The 18314-nt window shown below is 59.2% G+C and carries 15 protein-coding genes; 11 read left to right on the forward strand and 4 right to left on the reverse strand.

The features are described from left to right. Window positions 1–73 precede the first annotated feature (73 nt). Window positions 74–1768, reverse strand: coding sequence for a lactate permease LctP family transporter (locus FEE99_RS08305; RefSeq protein ID WP_016771776.1), 1695 nt, complete (start codon window positions 1766–1768; stop codon window positions 74–76). Between the two features lie 263 nt (window positions 1769–2031). Between FEE99_RS08305 and FEE99_RS08310 the strand changes: the two genes are divergently transcribed. After that, window positions 2032–2799, forward strand: a complete 768-nt coding sequence (locus FEE99_RS08310) for an FCD domain-containing protein (protein WP_016771775.1) — start codon at window positions 2032–2034, stop codon at window positions 2797–2799. Between the two features lie 117 nt (window positions 2800–2916). Here the strand turns inward: FEE99_RS08310 and smpB are convergent, their stop codons facing one another. Continuing rightward, complete coding sequence (gene smpB / locus FEE99_RS08315; RefSeq protein ID WP_007953781.1) at window positions 2917–3399, reverse strand: SsrA-binding protein SmpB; 483 nt, start codon at window positions 3397–3399, stop codon at window positions 2917–2919. A 119-nt stretch (window positions 3400–3518) separates the two neighbouring features. Here smpB and FEE99_RS08320 point away from each other — a divergent pair, with 119 nt between their 5' ends. The 3 genes from FEE99_RS08320 to FEE99_RS08330 are packed head-to-tail and all read left to right on the forward strand — an operon-like array spanning window position 3519 to window position 5671. Continuing rightward, window positions 3519–4922: a sodium-dependent transporter gene (locus FEE99_RS08320; protein WP_016771774.1), complete on the forward strand. Its 1404-nt coding sequence runs from the start codon at window positions 3519–3521 to the stop codon at window positions 4920–4922. Window positions 4923–4929: 7 nt separating this feature from the next. Next, window positions 4930–5364, forward strand: coding sequence for a type II toxin-antitoxin system RatA family toxin (locus tag FEE99_RS08325; RefSeq protein ID WP_016771773.1), 435 nt, complete (start codon window positions 4930–4932; stop codon window positions 5362–5364). Further along, the gene (locus tag FEE99_RS08330) at window positions 5357–5671 is read left to right on the forward strand and encodes an RnfH family protein (RefSeq protein ID WP_041477926.1); all 315 of its coding nucleotides are present in this window, start codon (window positions 5357–5359) and stop codon (window positions 5669–5671) included. Before FEE99_RS08325 ends, FEE99_RS08330 begins: the two co-directional genes overlap by 8 nt. 61 nt (window positions 5672–5732) lie before the next feature. Here the strand turns inward: FEE99_RS08330 and FEE99_RS08335 are convergent, their stop codons facing one another. Beyond that, a complete protein-coding gene (locus FEE99_RS08335) occupies window positions 5733–6260 on the reverse strand; it encodes an outer membrane protein assembly factor BamE (RefSeq protein ID WP_016771771.1) in 528 nt (175 codons plus the stop codon). Window positions 6261–6357: 97 nt separating this feature from the next. Here FEE99_RS08335 and fur point away from each other — a divergent pair, with 97 nt between their 5' ends. After that, on the forward strand, window positions 6358–6762 hold the full coding sequence (fur, locus tag FEE99_RS08340) for a ferric iron uptake transcriptional regulator (protein ID WP_016771770.1): 405 nt from the start codon (window positions 6358–6360) through the stop codon (window positions 6760–6762). Window positions 6763–6838: 76 nt separating this feature from the next. Here fur and recN read toward each other — a convergent pair whose 3' ends face one another. Next, window positions 6839–8512, reverse strand: a complete 1674-nt coding sequence (gene recN, locus FEE99_RS08345) for a DNA repair protein RecN (protein WP_041477927.1) — start codon at window positions 8510–8512, stop codon at window positions 6839–6841. Window positions 8513–8752: 240 nt separating this feature from the next. Here recN and grpE point away from each other — a divergent pair, with 240 nt between their 5' ends. From grpE to carB, 6 genes are all read left to right on the forward strand, one after another. After that, window positions 8753–9319: a nucleotide exchange factor GrpE gene (gene grpE, locus FEE99_RS08350; protein WP_039759570.1), complete on the forward strand. Its 567-nt coding sequence runs from the start codon at window positions 8753–8755 to the stop codon at window positions 9317–9319. A 102-nt stretch (window positions 9320–9421) separates the two neighbouring features. Beyond that, window positions 9422–11338 (forward strand): molecular chaperone DnaK, encoded by a 1917-nt coding sequence (dnaK, locus tag FEE99_RS08355; RefSeq protein ID WP_024011565.1) that lies wholly within the window; start codon window positions 9422–9424, stop codon window positions 11336–11338. Between the two features lie 297 nt (window positions 11339–11635). Then, window positions 11636–12760, forward strand: coding sequence for a molecular chaperone DnaJ (dnaJ, locus tag FEE99_RS08360; RefSeq protein WP_016771767.1), 1125 nt, complete (start codon window positions 11636–11638; stop codon window positions 12758–12760). Between the two features lie 9 nt (window positions 12761–12769). Continuing rightward, complete coding sequence (dapB, locus tag FEE99_RS08365; RefSeq protein ID WP_041477928.1) at window positions 12770–13573, forward strand: 4-hydroxy-tetrahydrodipicolinate reductase; 804 nt, start codon at window positions 12770–12772, stop codon at window positions 13571–13573. A gap of 258 nt (window positions 13574–13831) precedes the next feature. Further along, the gene (gene carA / locus FEE99_RS08370) at window positions 13832–14968 is read left to right on the forward strand and encodes a glutamine-hydrolyzing carbamoyl-phosphate synthase small subunit (protein ID WP_143979013.1); all 1137 of its coding nucleotides are present in this window, start codon (window positions 13832–13834) and stop codon (window positions 14966–14968) included. A gap of 124 nt (window positions 14969–15092) precedes the next feature. Beyond that, a complete protein-coding gene (gene carB, locus FEE99_RS08375) occupies window positions 15093–18314 on the forward strand; it encodes a carbamoyl-phosphate synthase large subunit (RefSeq protein WP_016771764.1) in 3222 nt (1073 codons plus the stop codon).

Raw genomic sequence — 18314 nt, forward strand, 5'->3', positions numbered from 1 at the left:
TTACAGACCCGGTGGTGAATTGCTGACGCCGGATCACGGGCCGGCGTCGGTTATTTCCATACTTCTTGTAGTCTTAGTGCACCAGCATGCCGGTGAACCAGTAAGCCTGAGCCAAGGTGATCAAACCGACAATCGTTGCAAAGAATAGGCTGTGCTTGAGGGTGAAGCGGAACAGATCCGATTCCTTGCCGACCAGACCGGTCGCGGCGCAGGCCACGGCGATCGATTGCGGCGAGATCATTTTGCCGGTCACGCCGCCGCTGGTATTGGCCGCCACCAGCAAGGTGTCGTTGACGCCGATCTGGTGGGCGGTGGTCGCTTGCAACGAACTGAACAGTGCGTTCGACGACGTATCCGAACCGGTGAGGAACACGCCCAGCCAACCGAGGAATGGCGAGAAGAACGGAAACGCCGCACCAGTACCCGCCAGCACCAGGGCCATGGTCGAGGACATGCCGGAGTAGTTGGTGACAAAGGCGAACGCCAGCACCATGCCGATCGACAGGATTGGCCAGCGCAGTTCGTAGAAGGTCTCTTTCAAAGTGGTCAGACCAGTTTTGAAATTGATCTTCAGTACCAGCATCGAAATCAGCGCGGAGAAGAAAATCGCCGTGCCGGTGGCGGAAATCGGGTCGAGTTTGAATACCGCTGGAATGGCGGTCGGGTTGGCCACGATTGGCGCAGTCTTGATCACCAGTTGATCAAGGTGCGGAATCGCGAAGTTGAACACCCAGCTGTACATCGAGCCGCCGGCAGCGAACATGGCTTTGAAAGGCTTCAGCGTCCAGATCGTCACCAGCACAGTGAGGATCAGGAACGGCGACCACGCCTTGAAAATTTCCCCGAGGCTGTAGGGCGAAGCCACGGTAGTGCGCTTCTGGCCGAAACCGCCGACGCTGGCGCTGACCACCGAAGCGGATACGGCGCCAACGATGTGCTGGCCGGCGGCGCGACGTGGTTGCCAGACCTTGAGGAACAGGGTCAGGGAAATCAGGCTGGCCAGTGCCGAGGTGATGTCCGGCAGTTCCGGGCCGATGAAGTTGGAGGTGAAGTATTGGGTAATGGCGAAACTCAAGCCTGCCACCAGCGCGGCCGGCCAGGTTTCGCGCACACCGCGCAGGCCGTCCATCATGAACACCAGCCAGAACGGCACGAACAGCGACAGCAGTGGCAACTGGCGACCGGTCATGGCGCCGATCTTGAAAGCGTCGATGCCAGTGACCTGACCCGCAACGATGATCGGAATCCCCAGTGCGCCGAACGCCACCGGAGCGGTGTTGGCGATCAGGCACAGGCCGGCGGCGTACAGCGGATTGAAGCCCAGTCCTACAAGGAGTGCGGCGGTAATCGCGACCGGCGCGCCGAATCCGGCGGCACCTTCCAGAAATGCGCCGAAGCAGAAACCGATCAGCAACACCTGCAAGCGCTGGTCATCGGTAATCGACAGGACCGAGCTGCGGATGACCTCGAACTGACCGCTCTTCACCGTCAGCTTGTAGAGGAACACCGCCGCGACAATGATCCAGGCAATCGGCCACAGACCATAAGCGAAACCATAACCAGCGGCGGCGAACGCCATGTCCACTGGCATCTGGAAGGCGAAAATCGCCACGGCAATCGAAAGCGCGAGGGTGATGCTGCCGGCCACATGGCCTTTGAGACGGAACACCGCCAGGGCGAGAAAGAAGAACACGATAGGAATGACGGCCGCGAGAGCGGAGACGCCAAGACTGCCGAGCGGACTGTAGAGCTGTTGCCAGGTTTGCATGGTGGGGTGGCCCCTAATTGTTGTTGGTCAGGCACTGTGAGCAATCTTGGATAATTGGTAAGACCAATTTACAAGCGCTGTCGGCTAGGGTAAAAGCCTTGATGTCGGTGTGTCAATTTGCCGCTCTGAAACTTTCGTCGAAGATGCGGTGCAGAGGGCAACTGATCCGCTTTGGCGAAGTGGCGTCTGGCAGGTGTCGGCGGCGCGCGGATAGGCCAGAATAGACACCCCGGCGAGCGGTCGGGATCGTGGAGAAATGAGTTATGGGCTTTGATCAGATACGTCAGCGCCGTTTGTCTGACGATATTGTCGAGCGCCTCGAGGGGATGATCCTCGAGGGCACGCTGAAGTCGGGCGAGCGGCTGCCGGCCGAGCGCACGCTGGCCGAACAATTTGGCGTATCACGCCCGTCGTTGCGCGAGGCAATTCAGAAACTGGCAGCCAAAGGTTTGTTGGTCAGTCGCCAGGGCGGCGGCAATTATGTGGTGGAGGGTCTCGGATCGACGTTCAGCGATCCGCTGTTGCAATTGCTTGAAAGCAATCCCGAAGCGCAGCGTGATTTGCTCGAATTCCGGCACACCCTGGAGGCATCGTGTGCCTACTACGCCGCTTTGCGCGCCACCGATGTCGATCGTGAGCGCCTGACCGCTGCGTTCGAAGAGCTGCAGGATTGCTACTCGCGCCATGAAGAAGTCAGCCGGGCGGAAGAGGGTGCGGCGGATGCCAAGTTTCATCTGGCGATTGCCGAAGCCAGCCACAACGCGGTGTTGCTGCATACAATTCGCGGACTGTTCGATCTGCTCAAGCGCAATGTCGTGACCAACATTGGCGGCATGTACAAACAGCGCACGGAAACCCGCGACATGCTGATCTCGCAGCACCGGGAATTGTATCTGGCGATTATCGAAGGGCGTGCGGAGCAGGCGCGGGAAGTGTCCAGCCGACATATTTTGTATGTGCAGGAGGTGCTGGAAGAGGTGCGTCAGGAGGTGCAGCGCATGGCTCGGGCGGAGCGGCGCAAGGGGATGTGATCAGGTGTGTTTGTGTTGATGCTGAAATAGCTTTCGCGAGCAGGCTCGCTCCCACCTTTGAAATGCATTCCAAGGTGGGAGCGAGCCTGCTCGCGAATTGGCGCTAAAGGAGGAAGATCAGTCTTCCTTGCCCTTGTTGCGCACCGCACGCTGCAATTCACGACCGGCATCGCGCTCGCGCTCGGTGTCACGCTTGTCGTATTCCTTCTTGCCCTTGCCCAGAGCGATCTCGCACTTGACCATGTGCTTGCTCCAGTACCAGGACAGGCAGACGCAGGCGTAACCCTTTTGCTGCACGGCGGCGGCGAGCTTGTCCAGTTCGCGGCGGTTGAGCAGCAGTTTGCGTGTGCGCACCGGGTCGGCGATGACGTGAGTGCTTGCGGTCATCAACGGCGTGATGTGGCTGCCGAGCAACCATGCTTCGCCGTCCTTGAGCAGCACATAGCTGTCGACCAGCTGCAACTTGCTCGCCCGCAGACTTTTTACTTCCCAGCCGGCCAGGACCAGACCAGCCTCGAACTTGTGCTCGATGAAGTAATCGTGTCGCGCCTTTTTGTTCTGCGCGATGGTCCCTGTTGGGTGTTTCTTCTGTTTAGCCATAGGGGCGGCATTATATGGAGTTGTTCGGCTGTCGGCTACGGTGTTGCTGCGTGCTTGAGCAGGTTGAGTGAATCCCGGACAATGCGGCCTCTTTTTCTAACGCTTGGGCGTGATAAACGATGTCGACAGACAAGGTTTCTGTCCACGGCAGTTGGGCTAGCCGCTGGGTATTCATACTCGCCGCGACCGGTTCGGCCGTGGGACTGGGTAGTATCTGGAAGTTCCCCTACATGGTCGGGGTCTACGGCGGCGGCGCCTTCGTGCTGATGTTCCTGGCGTGCATCGCACTCATTGGCGTGCCGGTCATGCTCGCGGAAACCCTGATCGGCCGGCGCGCCCGGCAAAGTCCGGCGAATGCCCTGAAGGTGCTGGCACTGGAAGCCGGACACTCGGCCAAATGGTCGTGGGGCGCGTTTGCCGGGATGATCACGGCCCTGCTGATCCTGTCTTTCTACAGTGTGGTCGGCGGCTGGTCGCTGGATTACATCGTCGACATGGGCCGTGGCGATTTCCAGGGCGCGACGGCCGATCAGGTCGGCGCCTATTTCGGCAATGTCATCTCCAATCCATGGCGCCTGACACTTTGGCACACGATTTTCATGCTGCTGTCGGCCTTCGTGATCGCCAAAGGCGTGGTCGCCGGGCTTGAACGCAGCCTGCGGATCATGATGCCGCTGCTGTTCGTGATGATTCTGGTGCTGCTGGGTTACAGCATGACCACCGGGCATTTCATGGAAGGCGTGCATTTCATGTTCGACTTCCACCCGGAAAAAGTCCTCGACGGTCTGCTGCCAGCGATGGGGCACGCGTTCTTCTCGCTGAGCGTTGGCGTCGGTTCGATCATGATCTACGGCGCCTACATGCCAAAGAACACCTCGTTGTCGGGCACGGTGGTCGGTGTCGCGCTGCTGGATACTTTTGTATCGCTGGTCGCCGGTCTGGCGCTGTTTCCGATTGTGTTCGCTGCTGGCCTGAACCCAAGCGAAGGTCCGGGACTGATGTTCGTCAGCCTGCCATTTGCTTTTGGTAATGTATTTTTCGGCCAGTTGATGGGCGTGGTGTTCTTCGTGCTGGTCGCGGTGGCGGCGTGGAGTTCGGCGATTTCGCTGCTTGAGCCAATGGTGGCTTACCTGGTTGAACGCACTAAAATCAGCCGCATCTGGGTGACGTTCTGGCTGGCGTTCACGTGCTGGTTCGTTGGTCTGGGCACGGTGTTTTCTTTCAATATCTGGAAGGAAGCCAAGTTTTTCGTGAACGAAGGCGGGGCGTTCAGCCTCTATCAATGGGGTGCGCAGAGCGGTCTCGACTTCTTCGGCGTGATCGATTTCTTCACCTCGCGGATCATGTTGCCCCTCGGTGGCTTGTGTTTCGTGCTGTTTGCGGGATGGGTGATGGGGCGTGAAGCGGTGCGGGATGAATTGTCTATCCGTAACCCGGTTCTGTTTGCTCTGTCCCTGTTCTTGATGCGCTACGTGGCGCCTATCGGCATTCTTGTAGTCTTTGCCGCTCAGCTCTGGAAGTAACGCTTACATGACGACACATATCCAACGATCCGCGCTTCTGCCGTACCCGGCGCAATTTCTCTACGACCTGGTCAACGATGTCGCGCGGTACCCGGAGTTTCTGCCGTGGTGCTCGGAGGCTGAAGTGCTGGAAAGCTCGCCGGAACACATGCGCGCCAGTGTCGGCGTAGCGAAGGGCGGCCTCAGTCAGCATTTCGTCACGCGCAATACGCTGGTGCCGGGGCAGTCGATCGAGATGAATCTTGAGGAAGGCCCGTTCACTCAGTTGCACGGCATCTGGGTATTCAAGGCGCTGAACGAGAAGGCCTGCAAGATCAGTCTGGATCTGTCGTTCGATTATGCCGGGCCGCTGGTGCGCGCAACTCTGGGGCCATTGTTCAATCAGGCGGCCAATCAGTTGGTGGATGCTTTCTGCCAGCGCGCCAAGCAGATGCATGGTTGAGCCGGTGATCGAGATAGAAGTCGTGTACGCAGCGGTTGATCGCCAGGTTATGCGTGCGATCAGCGTGGCTGAAGGCGTTAGCGTTCGGGCTGCGGTGCACGAATCGGGCATCGCGGCAGAGTTTCCTGAGCTGAATCTGGCCCAGTGCCCGCTGGGGATTTTTGGCAAGGTCGTGACTGACGCGGATTCTCGCCCTGTTCAGGCGGGCGATCGCATCGAAATTTATCGACCGCTGCTGGCTGATCCCAAAGAGGTTCGACGTTTGCGTGCGGCCAAGGCTGCCGAGGCCAAAGCACGCAATTCTTGATCAGGCCAAACGGCAGGCAATAAAAAACCCGGAATGTCCGGGTTTTTTATTGCCTCGCCTATTACTGCGGCGAGGTGTCCAGCGGCTCTGGTGTCGGAACCGGTACGGTTTCCACGCCATCGACGTCCTTCTGGATCTGATCCAGCAAAGAGCCTGGTTTGGCTGGTTTTTCAGCTTCTGGCTTGTCGGCGTTTTCAGCAGGCGCGGTCACGGTAGTACCGCTGTCCTTGCCGAGAATGGCTTCATCACGGCTCACGCCGGGCATGAAGTCACCGGACAGGCTGACAAGCTGGTCGTTGGAATTGAAGATAACGCTGATTCGTTCCTGCTGGCGTTCACCGCCACCCGGTTGCAGGCTGTACAGATAATCCCAGCGATCGGCATGGAACGTGTCGGCAAGCAGAGGGTTGCCCATGATAAACCGTACTTGCGGCCGGGTCATTCCCGGGCGTAACTGGTCTATCATGTCCTGCGTGACGACATTGCCCTGCTGGATGTCGATTTTGTAAACCCCGGGGAATGAACAACCGGCGAGTGCGAGCAGTCCCACAAAGGTGAAACTGGTTAGCAAGAGCTTGGTGTTTTGCATCGGTGGGCGACTTCCACTATCTTGGCTGGGACAACGTAAACGCCGATCATACCCGCATTAAGAGAAGCTGCGAAGCAGCATCGCGAGAAAGCTGACCATGGTTGAAAATAGCGAACTACGCAAAGCCGGCCTCAAAGTGACCCTGCCACGGGTCAAGATCCTGCAAATGCTCGACTCTACCGAGCAGCGCCACATGAGTGCCGAGGACGTCTACAAGGCGTTGATGGAAGCTGGTGAGGACGTTGGTCTGGCCACGGTTTACCGTGTACTGACCCAGTTCGAAGCGGCCGGCCTCGTGGTCCGCCACAACTTCGACGGCGGCCACGCGGTCTTCGAACTGGCTGACGGTGGCCACCACGACCATATGGTCAACGTGGAATCGGGTGAAGTGATCGAATTCTTCGACGAAGAAATCGAAAAACTTCAGAAATCGATCGTCGAGAAGCATGGCTTCGAGATGGTTGATCACAACCTGGTGCTGTACGTACGCAAGAAAAAGTAAGCATGTCGCGCGAATTTCACATTCGCGAAACGAACGAAGGCGACCCAAGGGTCGCCTTCGTGCTTTCTGCTATTTGTTAAGCCTTGGCGGTCACCACCATTTTTTTCGCGTGAGCCAGGGATTCCTTGGTCAGATCGATGCCGCCGAGCATGCGCGCGACTTCTTCGATTCGCTCGTTCTTCGTCAGCTTCGCGACAGCGGTGTGAGTCGCCTTCTCGTCGCGAACCTTGTGCACGAACAGATGCTGATGCCCTTGCGCCGCCACTTGCGGCAAGTGCGTCACGGTCAGGACCTGGCCGCGATCACCGAGACGGCGCAGTAACTGGCCGACAATCTCGGCAGTCGGACCGCCAATACCTACGTCCACTTCGTCGAACACCAGCGTCGGCACGCGGGAGGTCTGGGCGGTAATGACCTGAATCGCCAGACTGATCCGCGACAGCTCACCGCCGGAGGCGACTTTTGCCAGCGCCTTGAGAGGTTGACCGGGGTTGGCACTGACCAGCAGTTCGACCTGTTCCAGACCATTCGGCAGCAACTCGTCGCTGCTGTTGGCTTTCAGTTCGATGGTGAATCGGCCGCCGGGCATGCCCAGGCGCTGGATTTCCTGCTCCACCGCACTGGCGAGACTGCCGGCCGCCTGATGACGAAGGTCGCTCAGCTCGCGGGCTTTCTCCTGATAGTGGCGGGCATAGGACGCCAGTTCTTCACCCAGACGTTCGACGGATTCATCATTGGCGTTCAGGGTTTCGATTTCATCGAGCAGCTTCTGCTGCATCTCGCCGACTTCGGTCGGTTGAATCCGGTGTTTGCGCGCCAGGGTGTAGATCGCGTCGAGACGCTCTTCCAGGTATTGCAGGCGAGCCGGGTCGGCATCAAAGTTGTCGAGGAAGCGGTTGAGCTCGCCGACCGCTTCTTCTACCTGAATCTGTGCGCTGGTCAGCAGACTGCTGGCTTCACCCAGCGCACCCACCGAACTGTTTACGCTGGAAAGTCGATTGAGGCTGGCGGTCAGCGCATTCAGCACATTCCCGGAGTCGCTTTCGCTGCATTGCTCGACCACTTGCCGGCAAATGCCCAGCAAGGTTTCGGCGTTGGTCAGGTTCTTGTGTTCCTGCTCCAGTTGCTCCAGTTCATTTTCGCCGAGGCCGAGGTTCTCCAATTCCTCAAGCTGATAGCTGAGCAACTGATGACGTGCGCGTTGTTCGTCGCCGGAGTTGGACAGCCGCTCCAGTTCCTGGCGGGTCTGGCGCCAGCGCTGCGCGGCAAGCTGCACCTGACGCGCCAGGTCGGTGGCGCCGGCGTACTCGTCGAGCAGGCGGCGATGAGTATCAGTTTTCAGCAGCGACTGATGTTCGTGCTGGCTGTGGATATCGATCAGCAGCTCGCCGAGGGCTTTGAGGTCGCCAAGCGGGCAGGGCGTGCCGTTGATATAACCGCGCGAACGACCTTCCGAGGTGATGACCCGGCGCAGGATGCACGGCCCGTCGTTTTCCAGATCGCGCTCGGCCAGCCAGGCGCTGGCTTCAGGGATATCAGCGAGATCGAAGGTGGCGAGAATGTCGGCTTTATCAGCGCCCGGGCGAACCACGCCGCTGTCGGCGCGATCACCCAGGGTGAGGCCCAGGGCATCGAGCATGATCGACTTGCCGGCGCCGGTTTCCCCTGTGATCACGCTCATCCCGCGATCAAGTTCGAGATCGAGATGTTCAACGATGGCGTAGTTGTGTACGGACAGGTGCACCAGCATAAAGGCAGCTCCCAGGCTTGAGGTCTGGTTATTTATACAGTGTTTTGTTCAGGCCTGACAATGCCCGCCCTTAGCTCGATTTGCTTGATCGAAAAGTTTTCTTAGCGCATTCAAGAATGAGTATTCAGCACTTTTTTGTAGGGACAATTGTTTTCAGCCCTTGAAGCCTGATTTTGCGGCCCCATATATCGGGGCAGAAGCGCGAGTCAGGCTCGCGGACGAAATTGAAAGGAGAATTCTATGGCTGACGAACAGACAGTAGATACGCAAAACCCAGATGCCAATCAGGCGCCCGAAGGTTCGGGTGACGACCTGGCGACCCGTGTGCAAGTGCTCGAAGAGCAATTGGCCGCCGCGCAGGATCAGTCTCTGCGTGTTGCTGCCGATCTGCAGAACGTTCGCCGCCGTGCCGAGCAGGACGTCGAGAAGGCGCACAAGTTTGCCTTGGAAAAATTTGCCAGCGACCTGCTGCCGATCGTCGACAGCCTGGAGCGCGGCCTCGAGCTGTCGAGCCCGGACGACGAAAGCATCCGCCCGATGCGCGAAGGTATCGAGCTGACCCTGAAAATGTTCCACGACACCCTCAAGCGCTACCAGCTTGAAGCGATCGATCCGCATGGCGAACCGTTCAACGCCGTTCACCATCAGGCGATGGCCATGCAGGAAAGTGCCGACGTCGAGCCGAACAGCGTGTTGAAGGTTTTCCAGAAGGGCTACCAGCTCAATGGTCGCCTGCTGCGCCCGGCGATGGTCGTGGTCAGCAAGGCGCCGGCACCGGTTTCGCCTTCGATTGACGAGCAGGCTTGAAATTAGCCGCAAGGCCCCCATTTAGAAGTCAAGCGTTTAAGTGCTACCGCAGTCAGCCACCACTGCTGCGGCAACAAAATCCAAAGTTTCGGGAGAGTGAACATGGGCAAAATTATCGGTATCGACCTGGGGACTACCAACTCCTGCGTCTCCGTGCTGGAAAACGGCAAAGCCAAAGTTATTGAAAACGCTGAAGGCGCGCGTACCACGCCGTCGATCATCGCTTACGCCAACGATGGCGAAATTCTGGTAGGTCAGTCGGCCAAGCGTCAGGCTGTAACCAACCCGCACAACACCCTGTACGCAGTAAAGCGTCTGATCGGTCGTCGTTTCGACGAAGAAGTTGTGCAGAAAGACATCCAGATGGTCCCTTACAAGATCGTCAAGGCTGACAACAATGACGCCTGGGTAGAAGTGAACGGCCAGAAAATGGCACCGCCACAAATCTCGGCTGAAATTCTGAAGAAGATGAAGAAGACCGCCGAAGACTACCTCGGCGAGGCAGTGACCGAAGCGGTGATCACCGTTCCGGCCTACTTCAACGACAGCCAGCGTCAGGCCACCAAAGACGCCGGCCGCATCGCTGGTCTGGACGTAAAACGTATCATCAACGAACCAACCGCAGCTGCTCTGGCTTACGGTATGGACAAGGCCAAGGGCGATCACACCGTGATCGTTTATGACCTGGGTGGCGGTACTTTCGACGTTTCCGTGATCGAAATCGCTGAGGTTGACGGTGAGCACCAGTTCGAAGTGTTGGCCACCAACGGTGACACTTTCCTCGGCGGTGAAGACTTCGACATTCGTCTGATCGACTACCTCGTTGACGAATTCAAGAAAGAAAGCGGCATGAACCTCAAAGGTGACCCGCTGGCGATGCAGCGTCTGAAAGAAGCCGCTGAGAAAGCCAAGATCGAGCTGTCGTCCGCTCAGTCGACCGACGTCAACCTGCCGTACATCACTGCAGACGCGACCGGTCCTAAGCACCTGAACGTGAAAATCTCGCGTGCCAAGCTCGAAGCACTGGTTGAAGACCTGGTTCAGCGCACCATCGAACCTTGCCGCATTGCCATGAAAGACGCCGGTATCGACGTCAGCGCGATCAACGACGTGATTCTGGTCGGTGGTCAGACTCGTATGCCGCTGGTGCAGAAGCTGGTGACCGATTTCTTCGGTAAAGAAGCGCGTAAAGACGTCAACCCGGACGAAGCTGTTGCCATGGGTGCTGCGATCCAGGGCGCTGTTCTGGCCGGTGACGTAAAAGACGTGCTGCTGCTCGACGTCAGCCCGCTGACCCTGGGTATCGAAACCATGGGTGGCGTGATGACCGCGCTGATCGAGAAAAACACCACGATTCCTACCAAGAAATCGCAAGTGTTCTCGACTGCCGACGACAACCAGGGTGCTGTGACCATTCACGTTCTGCAGGGCGAGCGCAAGCAAGCTGCACAGAACAAATCGCTGGGCAAGTTCGACCTGGCCGACATTCCACCAGCTCCACGTGGCGTGCCGCAGATCGAAGTGACCTTCGACATCGACGCCAACGGCATCCTGCACGTCGGCGCGAAAGACAAGGCTACCGGCAAGACCCAGTCGATCGTGATCAAGGCCAACTCCGGTCTGTCCGACGAAGAAATCGAGCGCATGGTGCGTGACGCCGAGGCGAATGCCGAGGAAGACCGCAAGTTCGAAGAACTGGCCGCTGCCCGTAACCAAGGTGACGCACTGGTGCACTCGACTCGCAAGATGGTCGCTGACGCAGGCGACAAGGTCACCGCCGAAGAGAAGACTGCAATCGAAGCTGCAGTGGTTGCGCTGGAAGCCGCCGTCAAAGGCGACGACAAAGCTGCCATCGAAGCCAAGGTTGAAGAGCTGTCGAAAGTCTCCGCTCCGGTTGCTCAGAAGATGTACGCCGAACAGGCTCAGCCAGCTGATGGCGCAGCCCCGCAAGGCGAATCGGCTGAGAAGGCTGACGACGTTGTCGACGCCGAGTTCGAAGAAGTCAAAGACCACAAGTAAGTTGTTGGTCGCCCGGTTGACTGCCTTGCGGCGGTGACTGGTAGGATGTCGCCGCGCGGGAGCTTGCCTCCCGCGTTGGCGTATCTGGAATACGCGAATTTTTACAGCATGCGACAACGCTCGCGTGTTGATGGTATGGCTGAAAATGCTCCTGCTTTTCGCGCCGCAGATACCGCATCAATCAAGACCAGGATCGTTGAATTGACGTGAGTTGGGTCCGGGCCTTAATGGGGGCTCAACGAGTTTGGCGAGGCTCAGGAGGGGTTTGCCGAACGTCCTTAAGAGTGCAAAGAACTTATGGCAAAGCGTGACTATTACGAAGTATTGGGTGTCGAGCGGGGCACGAGCGAAGCGGACCTGAAGAAGGCCTATCGCCGTCTGGCCATGAAGCACCACCCCGACCGTAATCCCGGCGACAAAGCTTCCGAAGAAGCATTCAAAGAGGCCAACGAGGCCTATGAAGTGTTGTCCGACGCCAGCAAGCGCGCGGCATACGATCAATACGGTCATGCCGGCGTCGATCCGAGCATGGGTGGCGGCGGTGCCGGTTTCGGTGGCCAGAACTTCTCGGACATCTTCGGCGATGTCTTCAGTGATTTCTTCGGTGGCGGTCGCGGCGGTGCCCGTGGCGGCGCTCAGCGTGGCAGCGATCTGCGCTACACCCTGGAGCTGAATCTGGAAGAAGCGGTGCGCGGCACCTCGGTGAATATCCGCGTTCCGACACTGGTCAACTGCAAACCGTGCGATGGCTCCGGCGCCAAGAAGGGCTCCTCGCCGACGACGTGCCCGACCTGCGGCGGCATCGGCCAGGTGCGCATGCAACAGGGCTTCTTCTCGGTGCAGCAGACCTGCCCGCGCTGCCATGGCCAGGGCAAGATCATTTCCGATCCGTGCGACTCCTGCCACGGCGACGGTCGTGTCGAAGAGTACAAAACCCTGTCGGTCAAAGTGCCTGCCGGTGTTGATACTGGCGACCGCATTCGTCTGTCCGGCGAAGGCGAGGCGGGTACCCAGGGCGGGCCGACTGGCGACCTGTACGTTGTGATCAATGTGCGCGAACACGACATCTTCCAGCGTGACGGCAAGCATCTGTTCTGCGAAGTGCCGATCAGCTTCGTCGACGCTGCACTGGGCGGCGAGTTGGAGATTCCGACCCTCGACGGTCGCGTCAAACTGAAAATCCCCGAAGGCACGCAGACCGGCAAGCAGTTCCGCGTACGCGGCAAAGGCGTTGCGCCAGTGCGTGGCGGCGGTGCCGGCGACCTGATGTGTCGTGTCGCTGTGGAAACGCCGGTCAACCTCAACCGTCGTCAGCGTGAACTGCTGGAAGAATTCCGCAGCTCCCTGGCCGACGACAACAGCCACTCGCCGAAAACCACCGGTTGGTTCGACGGTGTGAAGCGTTTCTTCGGCGATTTGTAAGGAGTCGGCATGCGACGTATTGCAGTGATGGGCGCCGCCGGGCGCATGGGCAAGACCCTGATTGAAGCGGTGCAGCAGACGCCGGGCGCCGGTCTGACGGCGGCGGTCGATCGTCCCGACAGCACGCTGGTCGGCGCGGATGCCGGTGAGCTGGCAGCGCTGGGCCGTATCGGCGTGCCGCTGTCCGGTGATCTGGATCGTGTGGTTGAAGAGTTCGATGTGTTGATCGACTTCACTCACCCGACCGTGACCCTGAAGAATCTCGCGTTCTGCCGCAAACACGGCAAAGCGATGATCATCGGCACCACCGGTTTCAGTGTTGAAGAGAAGCAATTGCTGGCCGATGCGGGCAAGGACATTCCGATCGTCTTCGCCGCCAACTTCAGCGTCGGCGTCAACCTGTGCCTGAAGTTGCTCGACACCGCTGCGCGCGTGCTGGGCGACGATGTCGATATCGAGATCATGGAAGCCCATCACCGCCACAAGGTCGATGCTCCGTCCGGTACGGCGGTGCGCATGGGTGAAGTGATTGCCGATGCCCTGGGGCGTGATCTGAAGAAGGTCGCGGTCTACGGTCGCGAAGGCCAGACCGGTGCGCGTGAGCGTGAAACCATTGGTTTCGCCACCGTGCGTGCTGGCGATATCGTCGGTGATCACACTGTGCTGTTCGCTGCCGATGGCGAGCGCGTCGAGATCACCCACAAGGCATCGAGCCGCATGACCTTCGCCAAGGGCGCGGTGCGTGCGGCGCTGTGGCTGGATGGTCGCGAGCCGGGCCTGTACGACATGCAAGACGTGCTCGACCTGCGTTGAGTCGTTGCTGAACCCGGCGCATACGTCCCGTTTTGCGCCGGTTTTTACCGCTTGGCGACGACCTGTCGCATTCTCCGGCCTTTAAGGCTCTTTAGCGGTGGACCAAAAACGCCCTTTTCTGTAAGCTACAGCTTTAGTGTGTCCACTAAAAGCGCGCAGAATAATTTCAGTGAAGAAGCGGGGTGACGTGTCCATACGTCACTCCGCTTTTTTACAACCTGCGATTGCCCTTTCATGCGTTATTTACGGGAGGTCTTCTTGACTAAGCCAGCCATACTCGCCCTTGCTGATGGCAGCATTTTTCGCGGCGAAGCCATTGGAGCCGACGGTCAGACCGTTGGTGAGGTGGTGTTCAACACCGCAATGACCGGCTATCAGGAAATCCTTACCGATCCTTCCTACGCCCAGCAGATCGTTACCCTGACTTACCCGCACATCGGCAACACCGGCACCACGCCGGAAGACGCCGAGTCCGACCGCGTCTGGTCCGCTGGCCTGGTCATCCGTGACCTGCCGCTGGTAGCGAGCAACTGGCGCAACACGATGTCCCTGTCTGATTACCTGAAAGCCAACAATGTAGTGGCAATCGCCGGTATCGACACCCGTCGCCTGACCCGCATCCTGCGTGAAAAAGGCGCTCAGAACGGCTGCATCATGGCCGGCGACAACATCTCCGAAGAAGCGGCCATCGCCGCTGCGCAAGGCTTCCCAGGCCTGAAGGGCATGGACCTGGCGAAAGTCGTCAGCACCAAGACCCAATACGAATGGCGCTCGACTGTCTGGGATCTGAAAACCGACTGCCACGCGACCATCGAAGCTTCCGAGCTGCCATACCACGTGGTCGCCTACGACTACGGCGTCAAGGTCAACATCCTGCGCATGCTGGTCGAGCGCGGCTGCCGCGTCACCGTAGTGCCTGCGCAGACTCCAGCCGCCGATGTGCTGGCGCTGAAGCCGGACGGCGTGTTCCTGTCCAACGGCCCTGGTGATCCGGAGCCATGCGACTACGCGATCCAGGCGATCAAGGAAGTGCTGGAAACCGAGACGCCGGTATTCGGCATCTGCCTCGGTCACCAGTTGCTGGCCCTGGCCTCCGGCGCCAAGACCCTGAAAATGGGTCACGGCCACCACGGTGCCAACCACCCGGTGCAGGATCTGGACACAGGCGTGGTGATGATCACCAGCCAGAACCACGGTTTTGCGGTAGACGAAGCCACCCTGCCAGCCAACGTGCGCGCGATCCACAAATCGCTGTTCGACGGCACCCTGCAAGGCATAGAGCGCACCGACAAGAGCGCGTTCAGCTTCCAGGGTCACCCTGAAGCGAGCCCGGGCCCGAACGATGTTGCGCCACTGTTCGACCGCTTCATCAACGAGATGGCCAAGCGACGCTAAGCGTTCGCCTTGAGACTGTAGAGAGAAGCCCTCGAGGGCGGCCCCGGTTCCGGCGGCCCCTTCGGGACTTCAGAAATCGATCAAGACGGCTTGCCGACTGACCTGCGGATTTGAGTGACAAACCATGCCAAAACGTACAGACATTAAAAGCATCCTGATTCTCGGCGCTGGCCCGATCGTGATCGGCCAGGCCTGCGAATTCGACTACTCCGGCGCCCAGGCCTGCAAGGCCCTGCGCGAAGAGGGTTACCGCGTCATCCTGGTGAACTCCAACCCGGCCACCATCATGACCGACCCGGACATGGCCGACGCCACCTACATCGAACCGATCAAGTGGCAGACCGTGGCCAAGATCATCGAAAAAGAGCGTCCGGACGCCGTGCTGCCAACCATGGGCGGCCAGACCGCCCTGAACTGCGCCCTAGACCTGGAGCGCGAAGGCGTTCTCGAGAAGTTCGGCGTAGAGATGATCGGTGCCAACGCCGACACCATCGACAAGGCTGAAGACCGTTCGCGTTTCGACAAGGCGATGAAATCCATCGGCCTGGCGTGCCCGCGTTCCGGCATCGCCCACAGCATGGAAGAAGCCAACGCGGTCCTCGAAACCCTCGGTTTCCCGTGCATCATCCGTCCGTCCTTCACCATGGGCGGCACCGGTGGCGGTATCGCTTACAACCGTGAAGAGTTCGAAGAAATCTGCGCCCGTGGTCTGGACCTGTCGCCGACCAAAGAGCTGCTGATCGACGAATCGCTGATCGGCTGGAAAGAATATGAAATGGAAGTTGTCCGCGACAAAAAGGACAACTGCATCATCGTCTGCTCGATCGAAAACTTCGACCCGATGGGCGTGCACACCGGCGACTCGATCACCGTAGCTCCAGCCCAGACGCTGACCGACAAGGAATACCAGATCCTGCGTAACGCCTCGTTGGCGGTACTGCGCGAGATCGGCGTCGAGACCGGCGGTTCCAACGTGCAGTTCGGTATCTGCCCGAACACTGGCCGTATGGTCGTGATCGAAATGAACCCGCGTGTTTCGCGCTCCTCGGCACTGGCTTCGAAAGCCACCGGTTTCCCGATTGCCAAGGTCGCGGCCAAACTGGCTGTGGGTTACACCCTTGATGAGCTGTCGAACGACATCACCGGCGGCAAGACCCCGGCGTCCTTCGAACCGTCGATCGACTACGTCGTCACCAAGCTGCCACGCTTCGCCTTCGAGAAATTCGCCAAGGCTGACGCGCGCCTGACCACGCAAATGAAGTCGGTTGGCGAAGTCATGGCCATCGGCCGGACCTTCCAGGAATCCCTGCAGAAAGCCCTGCGCGGTCTGGAAGTCGGCGTTTGCGGTCTGGACGAGAAGCTCGATCTGAGCAACCCGGACAGCATGAGCGTGCTCAAGCGCGAACTGACCGTGCCGGGCGCCGAGCGTATCTGGTACGTGGCTGACGCCTTCCGCGCCGGTCTGTCGGTCGAAGACATCTTCGGCATGAACATGATCGACCCGTGGTTCCTGGTGCAGATCGAAGACCTGATCAAGGACGAAGAGAAGGTCAAGACCCTCGGTCTGTCCTCGATCGACCGCGACCTGATGTTCAAGCTCAAGCGCAAAGGCTTCTCCGATCAGCGTCTGGCGAAACTGCTGGGCGTCACCGAGAAAAACCTGCGTACGCATCGTCAGAAGCTGGAAGTGTTCCCGGTCTACAAGCGCGTTGACACCTGCGCCGCCGAATTCGCTACCGACACCGCTTACCTCTACTCGACCTACGAGGAAGAGTGCGAGGCGGCGCCGTCGGGTCGCGACAAGATCATGATTCTGGGTGGCGGTCCGAACCGTATCGGCCAGGGCATCGAGTTCGACTACTGCTGCGTTCACGCTGCGCTCGCCCTGCGCGAAGACGGCTACGAAACCATCATGGTCAACTGCAACCCGGAAACCGTTTCCACCGACTACGACACTTCCGATCGTCTGTACTTCGAGCCGGTAACCCTGGAAGACGTACTGGAAATCTGCCGCGTCGAGAAGCCGAAAGGCGTGATCGTCCAGTACGGCGGCCAGACTCCGCTGAAACTGGCTCGCGCACTGGAAGCTGCTGGCGTGCCGATCATCGGCACCAGCCCTGACGCGATCGACCGCGCCGAAGACCGTGAGCGCTTCCAGCAAATGGTCGAGCGTCTGAACCTGCGTCAGCCGCCAAACGCCACTGTGCGCAGCGAAGACGAAGCCGTTCGTGCTGCGGCGAAGATCGGTTATCCGCTGGTGGTGCGCCCGTCCTACGTGCTGGGCGGCCGTGCGATGGAAATCGTTTACAAGGAAGACGAACTCAAGCGCTATCTGCGTGACGCGGTGCAAGTGTCCAACGACAGCCCGGTGCTGCTCGACCACTTCCTCAACTGCGCCATCGAAATGGACGTGGATGCGGTCTGCGACGGCAAAGATGTAGTGATCGGCGCGATCATGCAGCACATCGAACAGGCGGGCGTTCACTCCGGTGACTCTGCGTGCTCGCTGCCGCCGTACTCGCTGCCAGCGCACATCCAGGACGAGATGCGCGAACAGGTCAAGAAAATGGCCCTGGAGCTGGGCGTTGTCGGCCTGATGAACGTGCAATTGGCCTTGCAGGGCGAAGACATCTACGTCATCGAAGTCAACCCGCGCGCCTCGCGTACCGTACCGTTCGTTTCCAAGTGCATCGGTGTTTCCCTGGCCATGATCGCTGCGCGCGTGATGGCCGGTAAGACCCTGAAGGAAATCGGCTTCACCAAGGAAATCATCCCGAACTTCTACAGCGTGAAAGAGGCGGTGTTCCCGTTCGCCAAGTTCCCTGGCGTTGACCCGATCCTCGGCCCAGAGATGAAGTCGACCGGTGAAGTGATGGGCGTCGGCGACACCTTCGGCGAAGCATTCGCCAAGGCGCAGATGGGCGCCAGTGAAGTGCTGCCGACCGGTGGTACCGCATTCATCAGCGTGCGCGATGATGACAAGCCACTGGTTGCAGGCGTGGCCCGTGATCTGATCAACTTGGGCTTCGAAGTGGTCGCCACTGCCGGCACTGCCAAGCTGATCGAAGCCGCAGGCCTGAAAGTGCGCCGCGTGAACAAGGTGACCGAGGGTCGTCCGCACGTGGTCGACATGATCAAGAATGACGAAGTCACGCTGATCATCAACACCACCGAAGGTCGTCAGTCGATCGCCGATTCGTACTCCATTCGTCGCAACGCCCTGCAGCACAAGATCTACTGCACCACCACTATTGCTGCGGGCGAAGCGATCTGCGAAGCGCTGAAGTTCGGTCCGGAAAAGACCGTGCGCCGCTTGCAGGATCTACACGCAGGATTGAAGGCATGA

Source organism: Pseudomonas sp. ef1 (assembly GCF_007293365.2).
Taxonomy (GTDB): Bacteria; Pseudomonadota; Gammaproteobacteria; order Pseudomonadales; family Pseudomonadaceae; genus Aquipseudomonas; species Aquipseudomonas siliginis.

What these genes read in the sequence shown, in the direction of transcription:
- dnaJ (WP_016771767.1), top strand. Translation starts at nt 11,636, where the DNA reads ATGGCAAAGCGTGACTATTACGAAGTATTGGGTGTCGAGCGGGGCACG.
- FEE99_RS08310 (WP_016771775.1), top strand. Translation starts at nt 2,032, where the DNA reads ATGGGCTTTGATCAGATACGTCAGCGCCGTTTGTCTGACGATATTGTC.
- dnaK (WP_024011565.1), top strand. Translation starts at nt 9,422, where the DNA reads ATGGGCAAAATTATCGGTATCGACCTGGGGACTACCAACTCCTGCGTC.
- recN (WP_041477927.1), bottom strand. Translation starts at nt 8,512, where the DNA reads ATGCTGGTGCACCTGTCCGTACACAACTACGCCATCGTTGAACATCTC.
- dapB (WP_041477928.1), top strand. Translation starts at nt 12,770, where the DNA reads ATGCGACGTATTGCAGTGATGGGCGCCGCCGGGCGCATGGGCAAGACC.
- FEE99_RS08320 (WP_016771774.1), top strand. Translation starts at nt 3,519, where the DNA reads ATGTCGACAGACAAGGTTTCTGTCCACGGCAGTTGGGCTAGCCGCTGG.
- FEE99_RS08330 (WP_041477926.1), top strand. Translation starts at nt 5,357, where the DNA reads ATGGTTGAGCCGGTGATCGAGATAGAAGTCGTGTACGCAGCGGTTGAT.
- FEE99_RS08335 (WP_016771771.1), bottom strand. Translation starts at nt 6,260, where the DNA reads ATGCAAAACACCAAGCTCTTGCTAACCAGTTTCACCTTTGTGGGACTG.
- carB (WP_016771764.1), top strand. Translation starts at nt 15,093, where the DNA reads ATGCCAAAACGTACAGACATTAAAAGCATCCTGATTCTCGGCGCTGGC.
- FEE99_RS08305 (WP_016771776.1), bottom strand. Translation starts at nt 1,768, where the DNA reads ATGCAAACCTGGCAACAGCTCTACAGTCCGCTCGGCAGTCTTGGCGTC.
- FEE99_RS08325 (WP_016771773.1), top strand. Translation starts at nt 4,930, where the DNA reads ATGACGACACATATCCAACGATCCGCGCTTCTGCCGTACCCGGCGCAA.
- fur (WP_016771770.1), top strand. Translation starts at nt 6,358, where the DNA reads ATGGTTGAAAATAGCGAACTACGCAAAGCCGGCCTCAAAGTGACCCTG.
- grpE (WP_039759570.1), top strand. Translation starts at nt 8,753, where the DNA reads ATGGCTGACGAACAGACAGTAGATACGCAAAACCCAGATGCCAATCAG.
- smpB (WP_007953781.1), bottom strand. Translation starts at nt 3,399, where the DNA reads ATGGCTAAACAGAAGAAACACCCAACAGGGACCATCGCGCAGAACAAA.